This window comes from Moraxella sp. CTOTU49803, from assembly GCF_032097965.1.
GTDB lineage: Bacteria > Pseudomonadota > Gammaproteobacteria > Pseudomonadales > Moraxellaceae > Faucicola > Faucicola tetraodonis.
Genome location: NZ_DAMCJP010000001.1, coordinates 480,357 through 497,268 on the forward strand (window position 1 = coordinate 480,357; position 16,912 = coordinate 497,268).

Sequence of the window (16,912 nt, forward strand, 5' to 3'; positions counted from 1 at the left end):
ATTTTAAAAGGAATTTACCATGTCAAATTACACCAATTTAAAATTAACCATCGACAATCACGTTGCGGTTTTGACGCTCAACAATCCGCCTGCCCACACTTGGACCAAAGAAAGTTTAGCCAGTTTAAAACAACTGATTGGCGACTTAAATGCCAACAAACAAGTTACCGCTTTGGTGGTGCATGGCGATGGCGAAAAGTTTTTTTCCGCAGGGGCGGACTTGAACAGCTTTGCCAGTGGTGACAAAGGTCAAGCAGCGGAGATGGCAATGGCGTTTGGTGAAGCGTTTGAAGCCTTGTCCAATTTTCGTGGCGTGTCGATTGCCTGTATCAACGGCTATGCGATGGGCGGCGGTCTTGAGTGTGCGTTGGCGTGTGATATCCGCATTGCTGAGAGCCATGCCCAAATGGCACTCCCTGAGCTATCTGTTGGCTTGTTGCCGTGTGCAGGCGGTACGCAAAACTTGCCGTGGCTGGTGGGTGAAGGCTGGGCAAAGCGCATGATTTTATGCGGTGAGCGTATCAAGGCAGATAAGGCGCTGCAAATTGGTTTGGTGGAAGAAGTCGTGGAAAGTGGCAAAGGGTTACAAACAGCTTTAGAATTGGCTCAAAAAGTGGCAAAGCAATCCCCCGATGCGATTGCGTCGAGTAAAACCTTGATTATGTCGGCACGTTATCAACCACCAAGTTTTAACTGGATAAAGGAACGTGAGTTATTTATCAAGTTATTTGATGGCGACAACCAAAAAGAAGGCGTCAATGCGTTCCTTGAGAAACGCCAGCCAGAGTGGAAATAAACAAAAACTATTTATGAGTGAAATTCAACTATTCTTCATAACCGATATTACCAATTTAATTTTTGCATATGAGCACCCATTAAATGAAGAATGGGAAAATAAACTACTAATAAAAAATCATTATATTTATATTGATGATAAATTACTTAGATATTTAGCCGATAGTTTAGAATGGGTTAATTTTAGTGTTGATGATAAAGACGTGGTTTATCAAGGATTAGATTTTGAAGGTGTGAATACGCTTTATCCAAATCAAATCACTAGTTTTAAAAAGTTAATTTTGGCTTGGGTTGTACTTTTTGAAAATGCAAACCAAACATTTGATTTAAACCGTTTTAACCAAACTCAAACTTTTGATAAATCCACTGTTTTAAAGCAACTTTATCAATTAGTTGAGTTTTGTCAGATTGTTGAAAATAACCCAAATAAATGCTTAGTACATATCGGACTATAATAGGAAAATAAAAATGAACGAGGAAAATCAACAACCTGTAATATTTGAAACGATAGCCACCCAAGACGGTCACTACATCGGCACGATGACATTGAACGACCCGAAAGCCCTAAACGCGCTAAGTGTCGATATGTGCAAACTGATGGCAAATCAGCTCACCAAATGGGCAACTGATGACAACATCGTCGCTATTTTGCTAAAGGGAAGTGGCGACAAGGCATTCTGTGCAGGCGGCAATATCCGCAAACTGTACGACAGTATGACTGATACTCCGCCCCAAGTGCCTATGCAGCAGCCCAATCCGTACGGGGTTGAATTCTTCGAAAACGAGTACAGCCTATACCGGCAAATGCACTTTTACCCAAAACCGATTATCTTGTGGGGTAATGGTATTATCATGGGCGGTGGTATGGGCTTGATGGCGATGTGTAGCCATCGTATCGTCACCGAAACCACCCGTTTTGCCATGCCGGAGATTACCATTGGGCTATATCCCGATGCCACAGGTTCGTGGTTTTTGGCGCGTATGCCTGCCAAAATTGGGCTGTTTTTGGGCTTGACAGGGGCGAACTGTAACGCCAACGATGCGATTTTCTCTAGCCTGGCCGAGTATGCCGTGGCAAGCAGCGAATACGACAAAGTGCTTGACGCGCTAAAACAAGCCAATTGGCAAGCTGACAACAATTTACATGATATCGCAAGTCAAGCCTTAGCCAAAATTCATCATACCGAGCATTTAGCAGACAGTCATTTGATGAAGCATTTTAATACCATCCAAGCGCTAGTAAACAAAGGCTCAGTGCATGATATAGATGCAGCCTTGCGCGATGACAACTTCACCAAAGTCAACGGCGAAGCGGATAAATGGCTCGCCAAAGCGGTCGAGACTTATCGGCACGGTTGCCCAGTCAGTGCAGCATTGACGGTTGAGATGTTTAAACATGCCAGCAAATTATCGCTTGAGCAAGTGCTATATATGGAGATGAATGCGTCGCTACATTGTGTTAATTACCCCGATTTTCGTGAGGGTGTACGCGCTTTATTGATTGATAAAGACAAATCGCCAAAATGGAGCAAAACCCTTGATGAATGCGATGCCCGCTATATCCAGTCGCATCTTGCGTCAGCTTTTCCCAATAGCGAACATCCCTTTGAGTCTTGGTTGGGTAGCGATTCGCTCTCAGCAAAATTAGCCAAACTTGCTGTATAAAGTTTAAAAACACCACAACATACAAGGAATGTATATGCCAAATAATCAACAAACAGCCATTAAAAAAATTGCCTTTATCGGACTTGGTAACATGGGCAAACCGATGGCAGAAAATCTCATCAAAAATGGCTTTGCCCTCAACGTATTTGACCTAAACACCGCCGTGCTAGACGACCTTGCCAAACAAGGGGCAAACGTGGCGACTTCACCTGTGGACGCAAGCAAAGAGGTGGATATGGTCATCACCATGTTACCTGCAGGTCAACATGTCAAAGAGGTGTATCTGGGTAAAGACGGTAATCAAGGCTTGCTCGATGTGGTGAGTAAAGATACCTTGCTGGTCGATAGTAGCACCATCGCAGCGAGTGATGCGCGTGAAGTTGCCGAAGCTGCGGCAGATAAAGGCATTCAGTTTATGGATGCGCCCGTATCAGGCGGTACCGCAGGGGCAGCAGCAGGGACACTCAGCTTTATTGTGGGCGGGCAAGCTGAGCAATTTGAGCAGGTCAAACCCGTTTTAGAGGCCATGGGAAAAAATATCTTTCACGCGGGCGAGGTCGGGGCAGGTCAAGTCGCCAAAATCTGTAATAACATGCTGCTTGGCGTGATTATGACAGGGACAGCTGAAGCCATGAATTTGGGCGCCAAAAATGGATTAGACCCAAAAGTCTTAGCCAGTATTTTGTCAGCCAGCACCGGTCGTAACTGGGCGCTAGAAGTGTGTAATCCGCATCCCGATGTTGGTGATGCCATGCCATCAAGCCGTGGTTATACGGGTGGATTTATGAGCAAACTCATGCTCAAAGACATGAACCTTGCCAAACAAACGGCCAATGATACCAAGGTGGTGACACCCATGGCAGACCAAGCCACGGCACTGTATAGCAAACATAGTGAGCAGCATGGCGATAAGGATTTCTCAAGCATTATGGCGCATTATGATGCGAACGTTCTGCAATAAGTTTTGGCATTCAGCAAAAAGCTAGGATTTTTTTCTGGCTTTTTTCTGGTCGTTAATTCAAAAGTTAACCCAAAAATAGGGTAGAATTAGCGTCAATTCCAATTTATCGCATTAGTGTTATTATGTCTAAGCCAACAGCACGCCCCAAAAAACCAAAAATTGTCTTTTTTGATATTGATGATACTTTGTACATCAAGCAGCAAGAAAGGGTACCGCAATCCGCGATTGAGGCGCTCAAACAATTAAAGCAGCAAGGCATTATGGTCGCTATCGCCACCGGTCGGGGTCGTGCTGTTTTTCCCAAAGCTGTGTATGAGCTCATTGAAACCGTAGGTATCGATGTGCTGGTCACCATCAACGGTCAATGCAGTCACCACCAAGGTGAATTGTTAGCGCATTATCCGATGACGCCTGCGCAAATTAAACTCATTACCGATTATGTTGAATCAAATAATTTATCCTATGCCTACATGACAGATACTGAAATCATTGCGTTAGCAGAAGATGATGCGCTGGCAGACGCTTTGAATTCGCTTAAAATAGCTTACCGTACTGCCCGTCATGATGACATTGATTTGTCGATACCTATTTATCAAGTTGTGGCATTTCATCCTGACAACACGCAGGTAAATTTTGAATTTCCCTCGACTTTAAAAATCATGCGCTGGCATAAAAACGGCATCGATATTCTAGATGCGACAGGCTCGAAGGCACGCGGCATTGCGCAGGCACTCAATAAACTGGGGCTGGATTTTGAAGATGCCATGGCATTTGGCGATGGGGTGAATGATATCGAAATGTTACAGACAGTCGGCTTTGGCGTGGCGATGGGGAATGCCCATCCCGATGTGAAAGCGGCGGCTGACTATGTATGCCCAACTGCGTGGGAAGATGGTATCTATCAAGGCTTACAACATTTAGGTTTATTGCCACATTGATGAGCCATCAAATGATTAAGCCCCGCCATGTTATATAAAATCTATCAATAGAATCGCTTTGAGCGTTTTAACTTTACCTTGTCAAAAGTGCCAAGGATAACATTTAAATTTCCCCAAAAAACGCATCACGAATATCATCGGCAGCTTTTTGCATATCAGGTACAAACCCAATCAAGTCCTCGAGGGATTTGCGCGTTTTAGGTGCGGTTGTGTACAGTGAGCCGATGTAACGACCTTGGGTGTCATTGATTGCCACGGCAATTGAGACCGCTTGGGCAATATATTCTTCATCAGAAATTGCATAGCGCTGCTTGGCTACCTGCTCAAGACTTTGATTGAGCGCATCCCTATCGGTAATCGTGGCAGGGGTGATAGCGGTTAACGATAAATTTTTTAGTAGCGTCACCCTATCATCTTTTGTGAGCGTACTTAGGTAGATTTTACCAGCCGCCGTACACCAAATGGGTGCTTGCGAATCAGTGGGCATATACACTTGTAAGGCAGAAGGACAAGGTACGCGGTCGGTATATACCATGTTGACGTAATAAGGTACCGCCATGCCACAGGTTTCACCGATTTTATCGACCAGTCTTTGCAAAATCGCAAACCGCTGAATCGCCACTTGCTGGCTTTGCCAAAGATGAATCGCCATATGCCGCGTACGCGACGCAGGCACAATCGTACCATTGATATCGACCCGCACAAAGCCTTCTTCTTGCAGCTGCTGTATCAGCCGGTGCATGGTTGGTTTTGGAATATCCAAAATCTCAGACAAATCCAGCGGGGATAAAGGACGCTGTGCCGCAGACACGGCTTCGATGATTTTTAAAACACGGGTAATAGAAGAAACTCGAGCCATTATATTGTCTTTTTAAGTCTAGGGTCAGCACGTCGCCAGAAAAAATTGAAAAAAATATTTTGCAAAGTTAGCAGTGATTAAAGTGCAAGGTTTTTTGATTATACCAAAATTTTTTTAAACTTCACCTGCTATTTGCGGGTTCATTATGCATAACCTCAGTGTTGCAGACCCAATTTGCTTTCAAATTGAGCTTGTGGGCAATATCCGCTAATATAGTCGGCATTTAACGCTTAACCAAGCCACATTTATCAATTTGGGGAAAACACATGCCGCGTTTTGTCAGTTTTAATATCAATGGATTGCGGGCGCGCCCACACCAGCTTGAAGCCATTCGCGATATCATCGCGCCCGATGTCATTGGGCTACAAGAAACCAAAGTACATGATGATGCATTTCCGCTACAGAGCGTGCAGCAATTGGGCTATCATGTCGAATTTTTCGGGCAAAAATCTCATTATGGGGTGGCGTTATTATCGCGACAAAAACCTATTTTTGTACAAAAAGGCTTTCCAACCGACAGCGACGATGCGCAGCGACGATTTATCCATGCGCGCTATGATTTTAATGGCAAATATATTGATGTGCTCAATGGCTATTTCCCGCAAGGCGAAAATCGCAAGCATGAAACCAAATTTCCGATGAAGCGTAAATTCTATGCCGATTTAACCCACTATATCTTGCAGCTTAAAGCAGAAAATCGCAGTATGATTTTGATGGGGGATATGAATATTGCGCCGCTTGATTTTGATATTGGCATTAGCGAGGATAGTGTTAAACGTTGGCTAAAAAATGGCACGTGCTCGTTTTTGCCAGAGGAGCGAGAGTGGTACCAAGCCTTGCTTGCGACAGATTTGTATGATACTTATCGGGCGTTATATGCCGACGGTCAGCAACTTAGCTGGTTTGATTATCGCAGCAAGGGATTTGACGATGAGCCAAAACGGGGGCTGCGCATTGACCATATTTTGATGACGCCTGATTTGGCGGATAAACTCAACGGTGCAGGCGTCAGCTATGATTTACGTGCCATGGAAAAACCCAGCGACCATGCCCCGATTTGGGCAGATTTTTTGGATTAATCAATTAAACAACAGTAAGGAGCGCTCTCATGTCAGTTGGCAATGTCGAACTTGTAAAATTAAACCCAGTGAAAGGGATAAAAATTGGCATCACCGAAGCCCACGTGCGCTATGCAGGGCGCAAAGACTTAACGGTTTTTGACATCATAGCGGGCGCAAATACCGCGGTTGTCACCACGCAAAACCAATTTTGTGCCGCACCTGTGCAGTTGCTGCGAGAATTTATCGCCAAAGACAGCCCCCGTTATTTGATTGTCAACACAGGCAACGCCAACGCTGCCACAGGTGAAGACGGTAAGCAGCGTGCCAAAACAACGTGTGTGGCACTGGCAGAAAAAACCGGTGTCGCAGCCGAGCAAGTATTGCCTTACTCTACCGGGGTGATTGGGGAAACCTTGCCGGCGAATAAAATTATCGCGGGGTTAGACAGCGCCTTAGCCAATTTAACCGAAGATAATTGGCTTGGCGCCGCCCACAGCATCATGACCACCGATACCACCCCAAAAGGACATAGTGAACAAGTCACGATTGATGGCGTCACCTATACCGTGACAGGTATCTCAAAAGGGGCTGGCATGATTCGCCCCAATATGGCGACCATGCTTGGCTTTGTGGCAACCGATGCCAACATTGAAAAATCGTTGCTACAACATATCTTGACCGACACGGTGAATCAGTCATTTAACCGCATCACGGTGGATGGCGATACCTCAACTAATGACTGCTGTACGTTGATTGCCACAGGACAAGTTGGGGAGATGATTGACAGTGAAAATCACCCGCATTATCAAGCGATTTATCAGGCAATTAACAATGTGATGATTCGAATCGCGCAATTGATTGTACGTGATGGTGAAGGGGCAACCAAATTTATCACGGTCAAAGTGACAGGTGGTGAAACCTCTGAAGAATGTGCCAAAATCGCGTATGAAGTGGCGCATTCACCGCTGGTAAAAACCGCATTTTTTGCCAGTGACCCAAATTGGGGGCGTATTTTGGCAGCGGTAGGCAAAGCGGGCGTGCTGCTCGACCAGTCAAAAGTGGCGGTATCACTCGATGATGTGCGTATCTGCGAGCGTGGCGGCTTGGCACATGACTATACCGAGGCGCGTGGCAGCGAGGTGATGAAGCGTCCTGAAATTACCATTCATATTGAATTGGGTCGCGGGCAGGCGAGTGATACCGTCTATACCTGTGATTTATCATATGAGTATGTCAAAATCAATGCTGATTATCGTTCTTAAAGTCAATCTTAAAGTCAATTAAAGGTAACGAATGAAAAAACTAACCACCCTGCTTTTTTTGCTGACCACCGCTGTTATCTTACAAGGGTGTGTGCATAAAATTGTCACTGTTCCTGTCAAAGTTGCCTATAAGACTACCAAAGGGGTGGTCAAAGGCACGGTAGCCGTCGCTAAAGCGGTAATACCAGGTGATAGTGACGACAAAAAAGACTAAACACAGGCTGTCTAGTCATTTATGTCACACTTATTCATTGATAGCATTTATGGCAATCATGCGTAGCGTCTTTGCCGTAACATTTCATACAGACACAGTGACCCTGCTATCGCCACGTTTAGGCTTTCTTGACCATTGGGCTGCGGTAGGGCAATCGGGGCAGATTGACTAAGTAACCTCTCATCCACGCCTTGTCCTTCATGTCCCATAATCAAGGCTAACGGTTGTTTCAAATCGGTCTGATAAATAATATGATCGGTATGTGAGCTCGTGGCAAACATCGGCACTTTGACATTCATCAAAACCTCATCTACGCTGATGCCTTCAAAAATCGTTAAACTAAAATTCGCCCCCATGCCCGCTCGCAAGGTTTTGGGCGACCACGCCGATGCTGTGCCCATCGTACAGACAATCGTTTTAATTCCCACGGCGGATGCGGTGCGAAATAGTGTACCCAAATTGCCATTATCCTGTACGCCATTGACGATTAGGCAGTCGCTGGTGATGGGCTGATTAAAGTCTAAATGCGGCATATCAATCATCGCCATGATGGGCAGGCTCTCGCCCAGCGTGCGAATCTCTTTATACAGATTATCGCTAACCGTTAACGTTTTTACCTGGTTAAGCCGACCGAGCAGGGCGTTGATTTCGTCATTGTGCAAACCACTTTCGCTGACAATCACGGTTTCGGGCGTGAGACCAGCATTTAGATACGCTTCAAGCAAATGCGTGCCTTCAATCACGGTTTTGCCCAGTTTTTTACGCTGGCGAGACCCTGTGAGTAGGGCATGGGCAGTTTTGATGGTTGGGTTGTCTTTTGAAGTGATAAGCATTATTTGACTTCTTGATGTAATTTTTTCACATATTCAACTTCGTTTTTTGCCCCCAGTACCACAGGCACGCGTTGGTGGATACTGGTCGGCTCGATATCCAAAATACGATTGACTGCATCGGTACTCAAACCACCCGCTTGTTCAATCAGCAAGCTCATCGGATTGGCTTCATACATCAGACGCAATTTACCTGGCTTATCAGGGTGTTTGGTGTCAAACGGATAGCTAAAAATTCCCCCACGGCACAAAATACGGTGAATATCGCCCACCATCGCCGCCACCCAGCGCATATTAAAGTCTTTACCACGCACGCCAGTTTTACCCGCCGTAAACTCGTCAATATAACGCTGCATCGGTGGCAACCAATAGCGATAGTTAGAGGCATTAATCGCATACTCTTTGGTATCTGGGCTAATTTGCACTTGGTCTTTGATTTGCACAAACGCTTTGGTATCGGGGTCAAGACTAAACATGGCCACACCCTTGCCAAGCGTGATTGACATCACAGTTGACGTGCCATACAAAATATAACCCGATGCCAACTGCGCAGTTCCTTTTTGCAAAAAGTCCTCATCCGTCGCAGGATGACCTTGGTTGTTGTAGGGTAAAATCGAGAAAATTGTACCGACTGCCATATTAATATCGATATTAGATGAGCCATCAAGTGGGTCAAACAGTACCAACACGTCGCCATCTTGATTGGCAGGGGTGGCGTTATCTAATTCTTCAGAAGCCACACCCGCGCAATGCGGATTGCTGCTCAAAGCGTCTAGCAACAAATCATTGGCAATGACATCGAGCTTTTTTTGCTCTTCGCCCTGCACATTTTGGTTACCCGCTTCGCCCAAAATATCCGCGAGCGCGCCGCGTTTGAGCAAGTCGCTGATTTGAATGCCGACTTTGGTAATGGTGGTAATGATGTCGGCAACGGCAGGTTGGGCGTTTTGCGCGGCAAGATAAGTTTCAAGATTTGACATAGTAGACCTTATTATAAAATTATAAATTAACAACCTAAGCCAATCATATACGATTAAGCAGGGTGAATTTAGACCTCATGAATTAAAAAAAATATAGACAATTTGCCGCAAATTGTAGCACTTTTTGAGCCGTCTTATCAGCGATAATCGCAAAATATTGGCGTATTTATTCCAGCCGATTTACGGTAAAATAGGCAAAATTTATACAAATAACAACAAATCTAGGTGGCTGATGAATATTTTAAACACCCAAACTTTATCCAACGAAGCGCTACAGAGCAAGCTTGATCAAGCGATGGCAAAGCCAGAAATGAACGAAGCAGGTGATTTGCGGCATTTTATCGGCGTAGAAGGGTTATCCAAAACGCAGCTGATGGCCATCATCGAAAAAGCCAATGGTTACTTAACCGACAATGCCGGTCGCCCCAACAGCATTCGCAATAGTGATGAGCTTGAAGGCTGTACGGTGATGAATTTGTTTTTTGAAAACTCTACCCGTACCCGCACCACCTTTGATGTGGCTGCCAAACGTCTTGGCGCTAGTGTCATCAGTATCGATATTGCCAAATCCAGCACCCAAAAAGGCGAAAGCTTACGGGATACGCTGTGGAACCTTGAAGCGATGACAGCGGATATCTTTGTGGTGCGTCATTCATCGAGTGGGGCTGCGCATTTTATGGCAACCGAAGTCACCCCAAACATTGCCATCATCAACGGTGGTGACGGCTGGCACGCGCATCCGACCCAAGCGATGCTCGATATGCTCACGATTTATCGTGAAGCGCCAAGACCGTTTGAGGAATTAACGGTAGCGATTATCGGCGATATCAAGCATAGCCGCGTTGCCCGTTCAGACATTGCAGCACTCAAAACCTTGGGAGTTAAAGAAATTCGCGTTGTGGCGCCCAAGACATTATTACCAAAAGGCATTGAGCGTTATGGTGTCAATGTCTATAACGATTTGGACGCGGCGGTAGTTGACTGTGATGTCATCATTGGTCTACGTATTCAAAATGAGCGTATTGGCTCGCCTTTGTTGCCATCGACATCCGAGTATTTTAAAGCGTATGGCATCACTACCGAACGCCTTGCCCTTGCCAAACCTGACGCGCTTGTGATGCATCCAGGACCGATGAATCGCGGTGTTGAAATCTCATCAACTGTTGCCGATGGTGAGCAATCAGTGATTTTAAAACAAGTCAATAACGGCATTGCGGTACGGATGGCGGTGTTGGCACTGGCCATGCAAGGGCAACGTGCCGCACGCAGCGCATCTTAAAATTTAGCAAAAAAAATGACAAAGTAGGCAAAACCAAAGTAGGCAAAACCAAAGTAGGCAAAACAATGACGCTTCAAAATCTTTTACCTGCCAACTGGCAATTTGATACCACGCAGCTTAACCCTATCGACAGCGATGGCAAATGGCTATTACCGCCGCTGGTGGATTTATGTGCGCGTTTGCGTGAACCTGGGCACCAGTCGCATGGTACATTAAAATCAGAAGGCGCCGCGGCTCGAAAAAACGGTTTTTTGCATGTCGTTATACCACCTGATACCAACCCAGTACTTGAGAATGGCTCGTTACTAGCAGGCTTGCGAGAGCGGGCTTATCAAGATGGTGGCATCTATCTGCATGTGCTAGGGGCGATGACCGCAGGTCTTGAAGGTGAAAAACCCGCCAATATGCTTGGGCTGAAGCAAGGTGGCATCATCGGGGTCAGCAATGCTCGCCGCAAATTCGCCAATGATGACGTACTACTGCAAGCACTGGATTATGCAGCGACTTATGACATCAAAGTATTTTTTTACCCTGATGAACCCAGTTTATCCAAAAACGGCGTCGCCCATGATGGCTACATCGCATCTTATCATGGCTTGGCAGGGATTCCTTGGATTGCTGAAACGGTGGCGTTATCCAAGCAGCTGTTGATTGTTGAAGAAACAGGCGTATCGGCACATTTTGGTCAGCTGACCACCAAATCATCGATTGATTTGATTCGCTGGGCGAAACAAAGGGGCTTGCCGGTGACCTGTGATGTGGCGATGCACCAGTTACATTTAACCGATGATGCGTTGATTGGTTTTAATGCCTTGGCGTATGTGTTGCCGCCCCTGCGTTCCAATACGGATAAAAAAGCACTGCAAGAAGGCTTGCAAGATGGCACGATTGATGCGATTTGTAGCCACCATGAGCCATTGGCAAAAACCGCTAAACAAGCGCCATTTGCGGAGTGTAAACCCGGTATTAGCAATTTTGATACTTTTATGGGGCTAGCTTGTCAATTGGTCAAAGAAGGTATTTTAACCCCAGAGCAGCTGGTAGAAAAAATCGCACTCAATCCTGCTAAAATCGCTGGAATTGAAGCTAGCTATCATCAAACGGGCGGGGCGGTGCTGGTTGACCCTAGTTTGACTTGGACCGTGACAAAAGAATCGATGATATCGCAAGGCAAAAATACGCCATTTATCAATAGCGAGCTGACAGGGAAAGTCGAGCAAGTCTATTTTTAGGCTTGTTTGAAGCTTGTTTTAAGTTTTTTTCAAGATTGGATACGGTAATGAATTATGCCAAAGGCGTTTAAGCAGATAGCCCCACCAGTGCCTAATAGGCATCATGCCAAGAACGCCATCATCATGGTTGCTATCTATGAGCTGTTAAAAGGATTGGTAGCGCTAGGGGTGGCGGCTATTATTTTTGTAGGGCATGATAAATTGCAATGGATTGCGCGGGTGGTTTCACAGGCGCTGCATCGTATCATGGGTATGGCACTGCACCACCAAATAGAGGCATTGAATCACTATGCTTGGGTCGCCAACCAAAATTGGCAAAAAGCCTTTTGGATAGTCGTAGGCTATGCGCTGCTGCGTTTTGTGGAAAGCTACGGTCTTTATCGAGATAAGATATGGGCGTATTGGTATAGCGTTTTGGGCTACGGCGTGTTTTTACCGCTTGAGGTCTATGAGTTGTTTAGCCATCGGTTTAATTGGCTTAACTTTTTGATACTGCTAGTGAATATAATCATTGTTGTGGTGGTTTATCGCAATATGCACGCCAAAGGGTTGTTGGGTAAAAAGATGACACAGGCTTAAGCTATCTATAAAAAAAGGCGATAAAAAAAGGGCAGAATCTGCCCTTTTTTACTCGCCAAACTAGCTGTTTTTACTTCCCAAACTAGCTGCCGGGTTTATCATCATCCGTGATGATTCTTGGATCTTTTTTTTCAGAGTGCTGTTGAATCTTTTTAGCGATAAAATTAAACGGATTGTAGGGACTTTCTAACACTGCAGCAGGAACAATCTGACGAATTTTAGCCATTACCGCTGTATTATCACCTTTTGGTTTGTCATCATCCGCTAGGATTTTTGATTGGACTGTTTGGGTGGTGGTAATTTCATTACTAAAACTCGTGTCATCTAGGTTACTGATATCCCAACGCATATTGTCAAAATTATTGGCATTCAAATAATTGTCAATCGCAAATTTATGCTCGTCTGTGGCATTGCCATTTTGTGGGGATGAGGGAGTCGCTTTGTTTTCGCTATGACTGTCGTATTCACTGTTACTTTCTTCAAGCGTTTTTAGCGGATGTTTGTCATCTAACCCATTATCATTTGACAGGCGAGTGTGATTATCATGACCTTGCTTAGCAACTGATGATTCATGTGATAATTCATCCGATAACTCATCGTTATTTAGGGCATTAAAATCACGCGGTTGACTCGATAAGCTACCCTGACCTTTAAAATCAAGCGTACCATCAAAGCCAGTCGCTTGCTCGGCGTCAGTTTCTTTGATGCGTTTATCTTCATTGACCACGTCACTGACTTGCCCCCCTGATAGTCCTGAGCCTTCGCGTTGACCGGCTAGTTTGTTACCTTTCCCTTTTTTTCCCTTATCTGGCTCGATGTCTTCGGCATTTGGGGTTTGACGCGGCGCGATACTATCAAAAATACTTGCCATCGATACATCAAAATTATATTTGAGCATGGCTTCACCACGGGCTAAGGTATTAATCCATTGCACAGTCCAAGGCGCGTTATTTTTAAGTTTTCGCAAATCCTTTTCATGCGGTAAAGGATAGGGCATATTTTGGTAAAACTCCCAAAAACTATAATCATCGAGCGAGCGTTTAAGCACATATTCATCTTTGTCGCTGGTTGTGATGAGATTGTTATCTTGTAAAAAGCTAATATAAGTGTACCAATTTGGCATCTCTTGGCGACCTAGCACATCACGCAGACCAGCTTCGGTAACGACATTGCCTTTTTTATGCTCACGGTATAACACGTTTAACATATCCATCAAGCTAAACAAGGCATGACGTGGGAAGATTTCTTTGGTCTCAAAAATGGTCAAACAGTAGCTGATTTGCACGCCAAGCAAGATAATATTCCAAGAAATATAAATCCAAAGTAAGAACAACGGCAAAATCGCAAACGCCCCATACACCGCTTTATAACTGGTAAAGTTGTCAACAATTGCGCCAAAGGTGAGTTTTAGGATTTCAAAGATAATCCCAACCACAACACCGGCAACCAACGCATGTTTAAAACGTACTTGGCAGCGTGGTACAAACCAATACATGGCCACCAGACCCATCAGCATAATTGCAATGGAGCCGATTTGTACCCAAATCGCCCAGTCAATCCCATAACCACCAATCTTTTGATTTAAAAAACTCAAACTTTGAACGGTACTCGAGACAATCATCGCTAACGCAAGCACAATAGGCAACAGGGTAATAATCACCCAATAACGCACAAGATTGAGCCAGCTGGTCTCTTTTTTTTCAACGCGCCAAATTTGGTTAAACGCGGTTTCAATCGTCATTAAAGTGGAAATGGTGGTAAAAAATAAGATACCCACACCGATGATGGTTAAATTGGAGGAATTGCTGGTAAATTGGTTAAGATACTTGGTGACCTGTAATCCGGTACTGGGCAAAATATTACTAAATATTAAGTTTTGAATCTGCTCACGCGCTTCTGCTAACTGCGGGATGGTGGAGAGAATCACCACCAACAAGGTTAAAATCGGCACAATAGACAGCAGCGTGGTATAAGTCAATAACGCAGCTTTTTGGCTACAATTATCATCGATAAAATTTTTGATAAGGTACATCAAAAACTGCACCCATTTATGTTTAAAAATGGATAATTTTTTTAGTTTGGCAATGAGTTCATTCATAGTAGTTCTTATTGATAAAAAATTTCAAAGTTTGACCATCAAATCGGCGAAAAAGGCAGTGATTGTATGGCAGTATGGTATCATATTCAAAAAATTTGTTTATTGAATTACTGTGAACAGTTTTGGTGTTTTGCAATTGGCAATCTGGCTAGTAGATTGCCTTGACCCTGCCATCAAAATTCATCCATCAAAATTTATTCACCCAAACTAGCTTGACGTAACAATTATCAAAATTGATGTGAGAAAAACCATGAGTCAACCTTATATTTTAGTCTTGTACTACAGCCAAAATGGCTCGACCAAAGATTTGGCGTATCTGGTCGCACAAGGTATTGAAGATAGTGGCACAGGCATAGCCGCTCGGATTCGCACCGTACCCAAGGTCAGTAGCGAGACTGAAAAAGTTGCGCCAAGTATTCCTGATGAAGGTGACCTGTACGCCACCATGGATGACTTAAAAAACTGTGTGGGATTGGCACTCGGCAGCCCCACCCATTTTGGCAATATGGCAGCATCGATGAAGTATTTTTGGGATAATAGCGTCACAATTTGGCTCGCGGGGGATTTGCAAAACAAACCGGCATCTGTATTTACCAGTACGGGTACCATGCACGGTGGGCAGGAGACGACGTTAACTAGCATGATGACGCCGCTACTGCATCATGGCATGGTAATTGTGGGAATTTCGTACAGTGAGCCTGCGCTCAATACCACGAGCCAAGGTGGAAGCCCGTATGGTGCAAGCCATGTCAGTGGCGCAAAGCATGACCATATCATGAGCGTGGATGAAAAAACGTTAGCCATCGCCCAAGGTCAACGTCTAGCCAAAATTGCCAAGGCATTACAAGCGTTATGAGAAAACAAGTATCATGAGAGAAAAAGACCCACACTCACTATCTGCGCTCAAACCCATTTACCCCATCCACCGACGCTTAACCATAGTATGGTGGGTTTGGCTGGGGTTTCGATTGCTGGCAGTACCGTTATTGACGCATTGGTTGGCAAGTGCAAAGCCTGCTATGGTCGGCGGGATTGCTTGGCAAGCTTTGTGGTTGATACCCGCGCTATTATCAACGCCTTATATCGTGAAAGGCAAAAGCCCATACGCGCTATTGCTGCTAAGTATGCTCACTTTTGTATATTTGGGCGGCAGTGGTATGGTTGCACTAAAATACGGCTATCAAACGCATTGGGGGTTGATGACTGTGTGGTTGGTGGATTTTGTTTTGCTAGGATGGGTCAATTACTGGCTATTTATTTTGTTAAAACGACTGCCAAAGATGAATGGCTAATTGCCAAAAGAGCGTACCCAAGTCACCAAGTCACGTACGCTCTTTTTATGCTAAAAATTATGCTAAAACACCGTTAGGCCAACACATCATTTAGCCATTTACCGATAATTTTGAGTTGCGGCATACATACTTGGTGCGCCATCGGATAGCTGTAAAACTGCGGCTGATAACCTTTTGACTCAAGCCATGCTTTGGCTTCTTGCCCAAGCTGTACTGGGACGACAGGGTCGTGTGTGCCATGATGAATAGCGATGTTTAGATTTTTATTGGCATCACTTAAAACTAGGCTGTCTTTGGTCGCTAAATAAGTCGATAGGGTTAACAGTCCGGCTAATGGTTTGTCATAGGTGAGTGCCGTCTGATACGCGACTGCACCGCCTTGTGAAAATCCTGCAATCACTATACGCTCAGGCGATACACCGCGCTCGGCTTCACGCTTGATTAATTCTCCAATCGAGCGAGCGGATTGTTCAATCTGTGCCGTGTCGATTTTGCGCTCAAGCGACATTTCTAAAATATCGTACCACGCTGGCATCACATAACCTTGGTTGATGGTTACAGGAATGGCGGGGGCGTGAGGAAATACAAACCGTATGCCATGGTTACCATCGAGTCCCAAGTCAGGGACGACCGGTTCAAAGTCATGACCATTTGCGCCCAGTCCATGTAGCCAAATCACCGCTCTGTCAATCGGCAAGTTATTAGGGTTGTGAATGACTTCAACCGTTTTTAATAAACTCATAAATTCTCCTTTCATGTGAAACTATCAAATGTCATAAAAATAATTAGCCGATAGCTTAAAAATAGGGATAACGCTTGATTTTAGCTTATTCATACCACATTATCTAGGCAATGTTTACCATAAGA

The 16,912-nt window shown here is 44.8% G+C and carries 18 protein-coding genes; 13 read left to right on the top strand and 5 right to left on the bottom strand.

Annotated elements, in window-relative coordinates:
- Positions 1–19 precede the first annotated feature (19 nt).
- The 5 genes from RT422_RS02160 to RT422_RS02180 all read left to right on the top strand — a co-directional run bounded on the left by RT422_RS02160 (position 20) and on the right by RT422_RS02180 (position 4,359).
- Positions 20–796 (top strand): enoyl-CoA hydratase, encoded by a 777-nt coding sequence (locus RT422_RS02160; protein ID WP_188874374.1) that lies wholly within the window; start codon positions 20–22, stop codon positions 794–796.
- Positions 768–1,250 (top strand): hypothetical protein, encoded by a 483-nt coding sequence (locus RT422_RS02165; protein WP_313421131.1) that lies wholly within the window; start codon positions 768–770, stop codon positions 1,248–1,250. Before RT422_RS02160 ends, RT422_RS02165 begins: the two co-directional genes overlap by 29 nt.
- A 13-nt stretch (positions 1,251–1,263) precedes the next feature.
- Complete coding sequence (locus RT422_RS02170) at positions 1,264–2,460, top strand: enoyl-CoA hydratase/isomerase family protein (protein ID WP_188874376.1); 1,197 nt, start codon at positions 1,264–1,266, stop codon at positions 2,458–2,460.
- A 34-nt stretch (positions 2,461–2,494) separates the two neighbouring features.
- Positions 2,495–3,421 carry a 3-hydroxyisobutyrate dehydrogenase gene (mmsB, locus tag RT422_RS02175; protein ID WP_076775962.1) on the top strand — a complete coding sequence of 309 codons (927 nt, stop codon included), beginning with the start codon at positions 2,495–2,497 and terminating at the stop codon, positions 3,419–3,421.
- A gap of 122 nt (positions 3,422–3,543) precedes the next feature.
- The gene (locus RT422_RS02180) at positions 3,544–4,359 is read left to right on the top strand and encodes a Cof-type HAD-IIB family hydrolase (RefSeq protein ID WP_188874377.1); all 816 of its coding nucleotides are present in this window, start codon (positions 3,544–3,546) and stop codon (positions 4,357–4,359) included.
- 103 nt (positions 4,360–4,462) lie between these two features.
- On the opposite strand, the gene RT422_RS02185 is transcribed toward RT422_RS02180, so the two are convergent.
- A complete protein-coding gene (locus RT422_RS02185; protein ID WP_050324324.1) occupies positions 4,463–5,218 on the bottom strand; it encodes an IclR family transcriptional regulator in 756 nt (251 codons plus the stop codon).
- Between the two features lie 266 nt (positions 5,219–5,484).
- Here RT422_RS02185 and xthA point away from each other — a divergent pair, with 266 nt between their 5' ends.
- From xthA to RT422_RS02200, 3 genes are read left to right on the top strand one after another with little or no spacing between them, the layout of a single operon-like run.
- Complete coding sequence (xthA, locus tag RT422_RS02190; RefSeq protein ID WP_096488800.1) at positions 5,485–6,297, top strand: exodeoxyribonuclease III; 813 nt, start codon at positions 5,485–5,487, stop codon at positions 6,295–6,297.
- Positions 6,298–6,326: 29 nt separating this feature from the next.
- A complete protein-coding gene (gene argJ, locus RT422_RS02195; protein WP_313421133.1) occupies positions 6,327–7,541 on the top strand; it encodes a bifunctional glutamate N-acetyltransferase/amino-acid acetyltransferase ArgJ in 1,215 nt (404 codons plus the stop codon).
- A gap of 31 nt (positions 7,542–7,572) precedes the next feature.
- Positions 7,573–7,755 (top strand): NF038104 family lipoprotein, encoded by a 183-nt coding sequence (locus tag RT422_RS02200; RefSeq protein WP_284033930.1) that lies wholly within the window; start codon positions 7,573–7,575, stop codon positions 7,753–7,755.
- A 56-nt stretch (positions 7,756–7,811) separates the two neighbouring features.
- Here RT422_RS02200 and RT422_RS02205 read toward each other — a convergent pair whose 3' ends face one another.
- Positions 7,812–8,588: an RNA methyltransferase gene (locus RT422_RS02205; RefSeq protein WP_313421134.1), complete on the bottom strand. Its 777-nt coding sequence runs from the start codon at positions 8,586–8,588 to the stop codon at positions 7,812–7,814.
- Positions 8,588–9,565 (bottom strand): class 1 fructose-bisphosphatase, encoded by a 978-nt coding sequence (locus RT422_RS02210; RefSeq protein ID WP_313421135.1) that lies wholly within the window; start codon positions 9,563–9,565, stop codon positions 8,588–8,590. Before RT422_RS02210 ends, RT422_RS02205 begins: the two co-directional genes overlap by 1 nt.
- 295 nt (positions 9,566–9,860) lie before the next feature.
- Here RT422_RS02210 and RT422_RS02215 point away from each other — a divergent pair, with 295 nt between their 5' ends.
- The 3 genes from RT422_RS02215 (at position 9,861) to RT422_RS02225 (ending at position 12,655) form a co-directional block, all read left to right on the top strand.
- Positions 9,861–10,844 carry an aspartate carbamoyltransferase catalytic subunit gene (locus RT422_RS02215; protein ID WP_409455571.1) on the top strand — a complete coding sequence of 328 codons (984 nt, stop codon included), beginning with the start codon at positions 9,861–9,863 and terminating at the stop codon, positions 10,842–10,844.
- Positions 10,845–10,909: 65 nt separating this feature from the next.
- A complete protein-coding gene (locus RT422_RS02220; protein WP_179286532.1) occupies positions 10,910–12,076 on the top strand; it encodes a dihydroorotase in 1,167 nt (388 codons plus the stop codon).
- A gap of 54 nt (positions 12,077–12,130) precedes the next feature.
- Complete coding sequence (locus tag RT422_RS02225) at positions 12,131–12,655, top strand: DUF2127 domain-containing protein (RefSeq protein WP_313421136.1); 525 nt, start codon at positions 12,131–12,133, stop codon at positions 12,653–12,655.
- Positions 12,656–12,737: 82 nt separating this feature from the next.
- Here RT422_RS02225 and RT422_RS02230 read toward each other — a convergent pair whose 3' ends face one another.
- Positions 12,738–14,753, bottom strand: coding sequence for a YhjD/YihY/BrkB family envelope integrity protein (locus tag RT422_RS02230; protein WP_313421137.1), 2,016 nt, complete (start codon positions 14,751–14,753; stop codon positions 12,738–12,740).
- A gap of 250 nt (positions 14,754–15,003) precedes the next feature.
- Here RT422_RS02230 and wrbA point away from each other — a divergent pair, with 250 nt between their 5' ends.
- Together wrbA and RT422_RS02240 are read left to right on the top strand one after the other, a co-directional pair.
- Positions 15,004–15,609 carry an NAD(P)H:quinone oxidoreductase gene (gene wrbA, locus RT422_RS02235; RefSeq protein ID WP_309596430.1) on the top strand — a complete coding sequence of 202 codons (606 nt, stop codon included), beginning with the start codon at positions 15,004–15,006 and terminating at the stop codon, positions 15,607–15,609.
- A gap of 13 nt (positions 15,610–15,622) precedes the next feature.
- Positions 15,623–16,045 carry a hypothetical protein gene (locus RT422_RS02240; RefSeq protein ID WP_313421138.1) on the top strand — a complete coding sequence of 141 codons (423 nt, stop codon included), beginning with the start codon at positions 15,623–15,625 and terminating at the stop codon, positions 16,043–16,045.
- Between the two features lie 73 nt (positions 16,046–16,118).
- Here the strand turns inward: RT422_RS02240 and RT422_RS02245 are convergent, their stop codons facing one another.
- Positions 16,119–16,787: a dienelactone hydrolase family protein gene (locus tag RT422_RS02245; RefSeq protein ID WP_313421139.1), complete on the bottom strand. Its 669-nt coding sequence runs from the start codon at positions 16,785–16,787 to the stop codon at positions 16,119–16,121.
- Between the last annotated feature and the right edge of the window lie 125 nt (positions 16,788–16,912).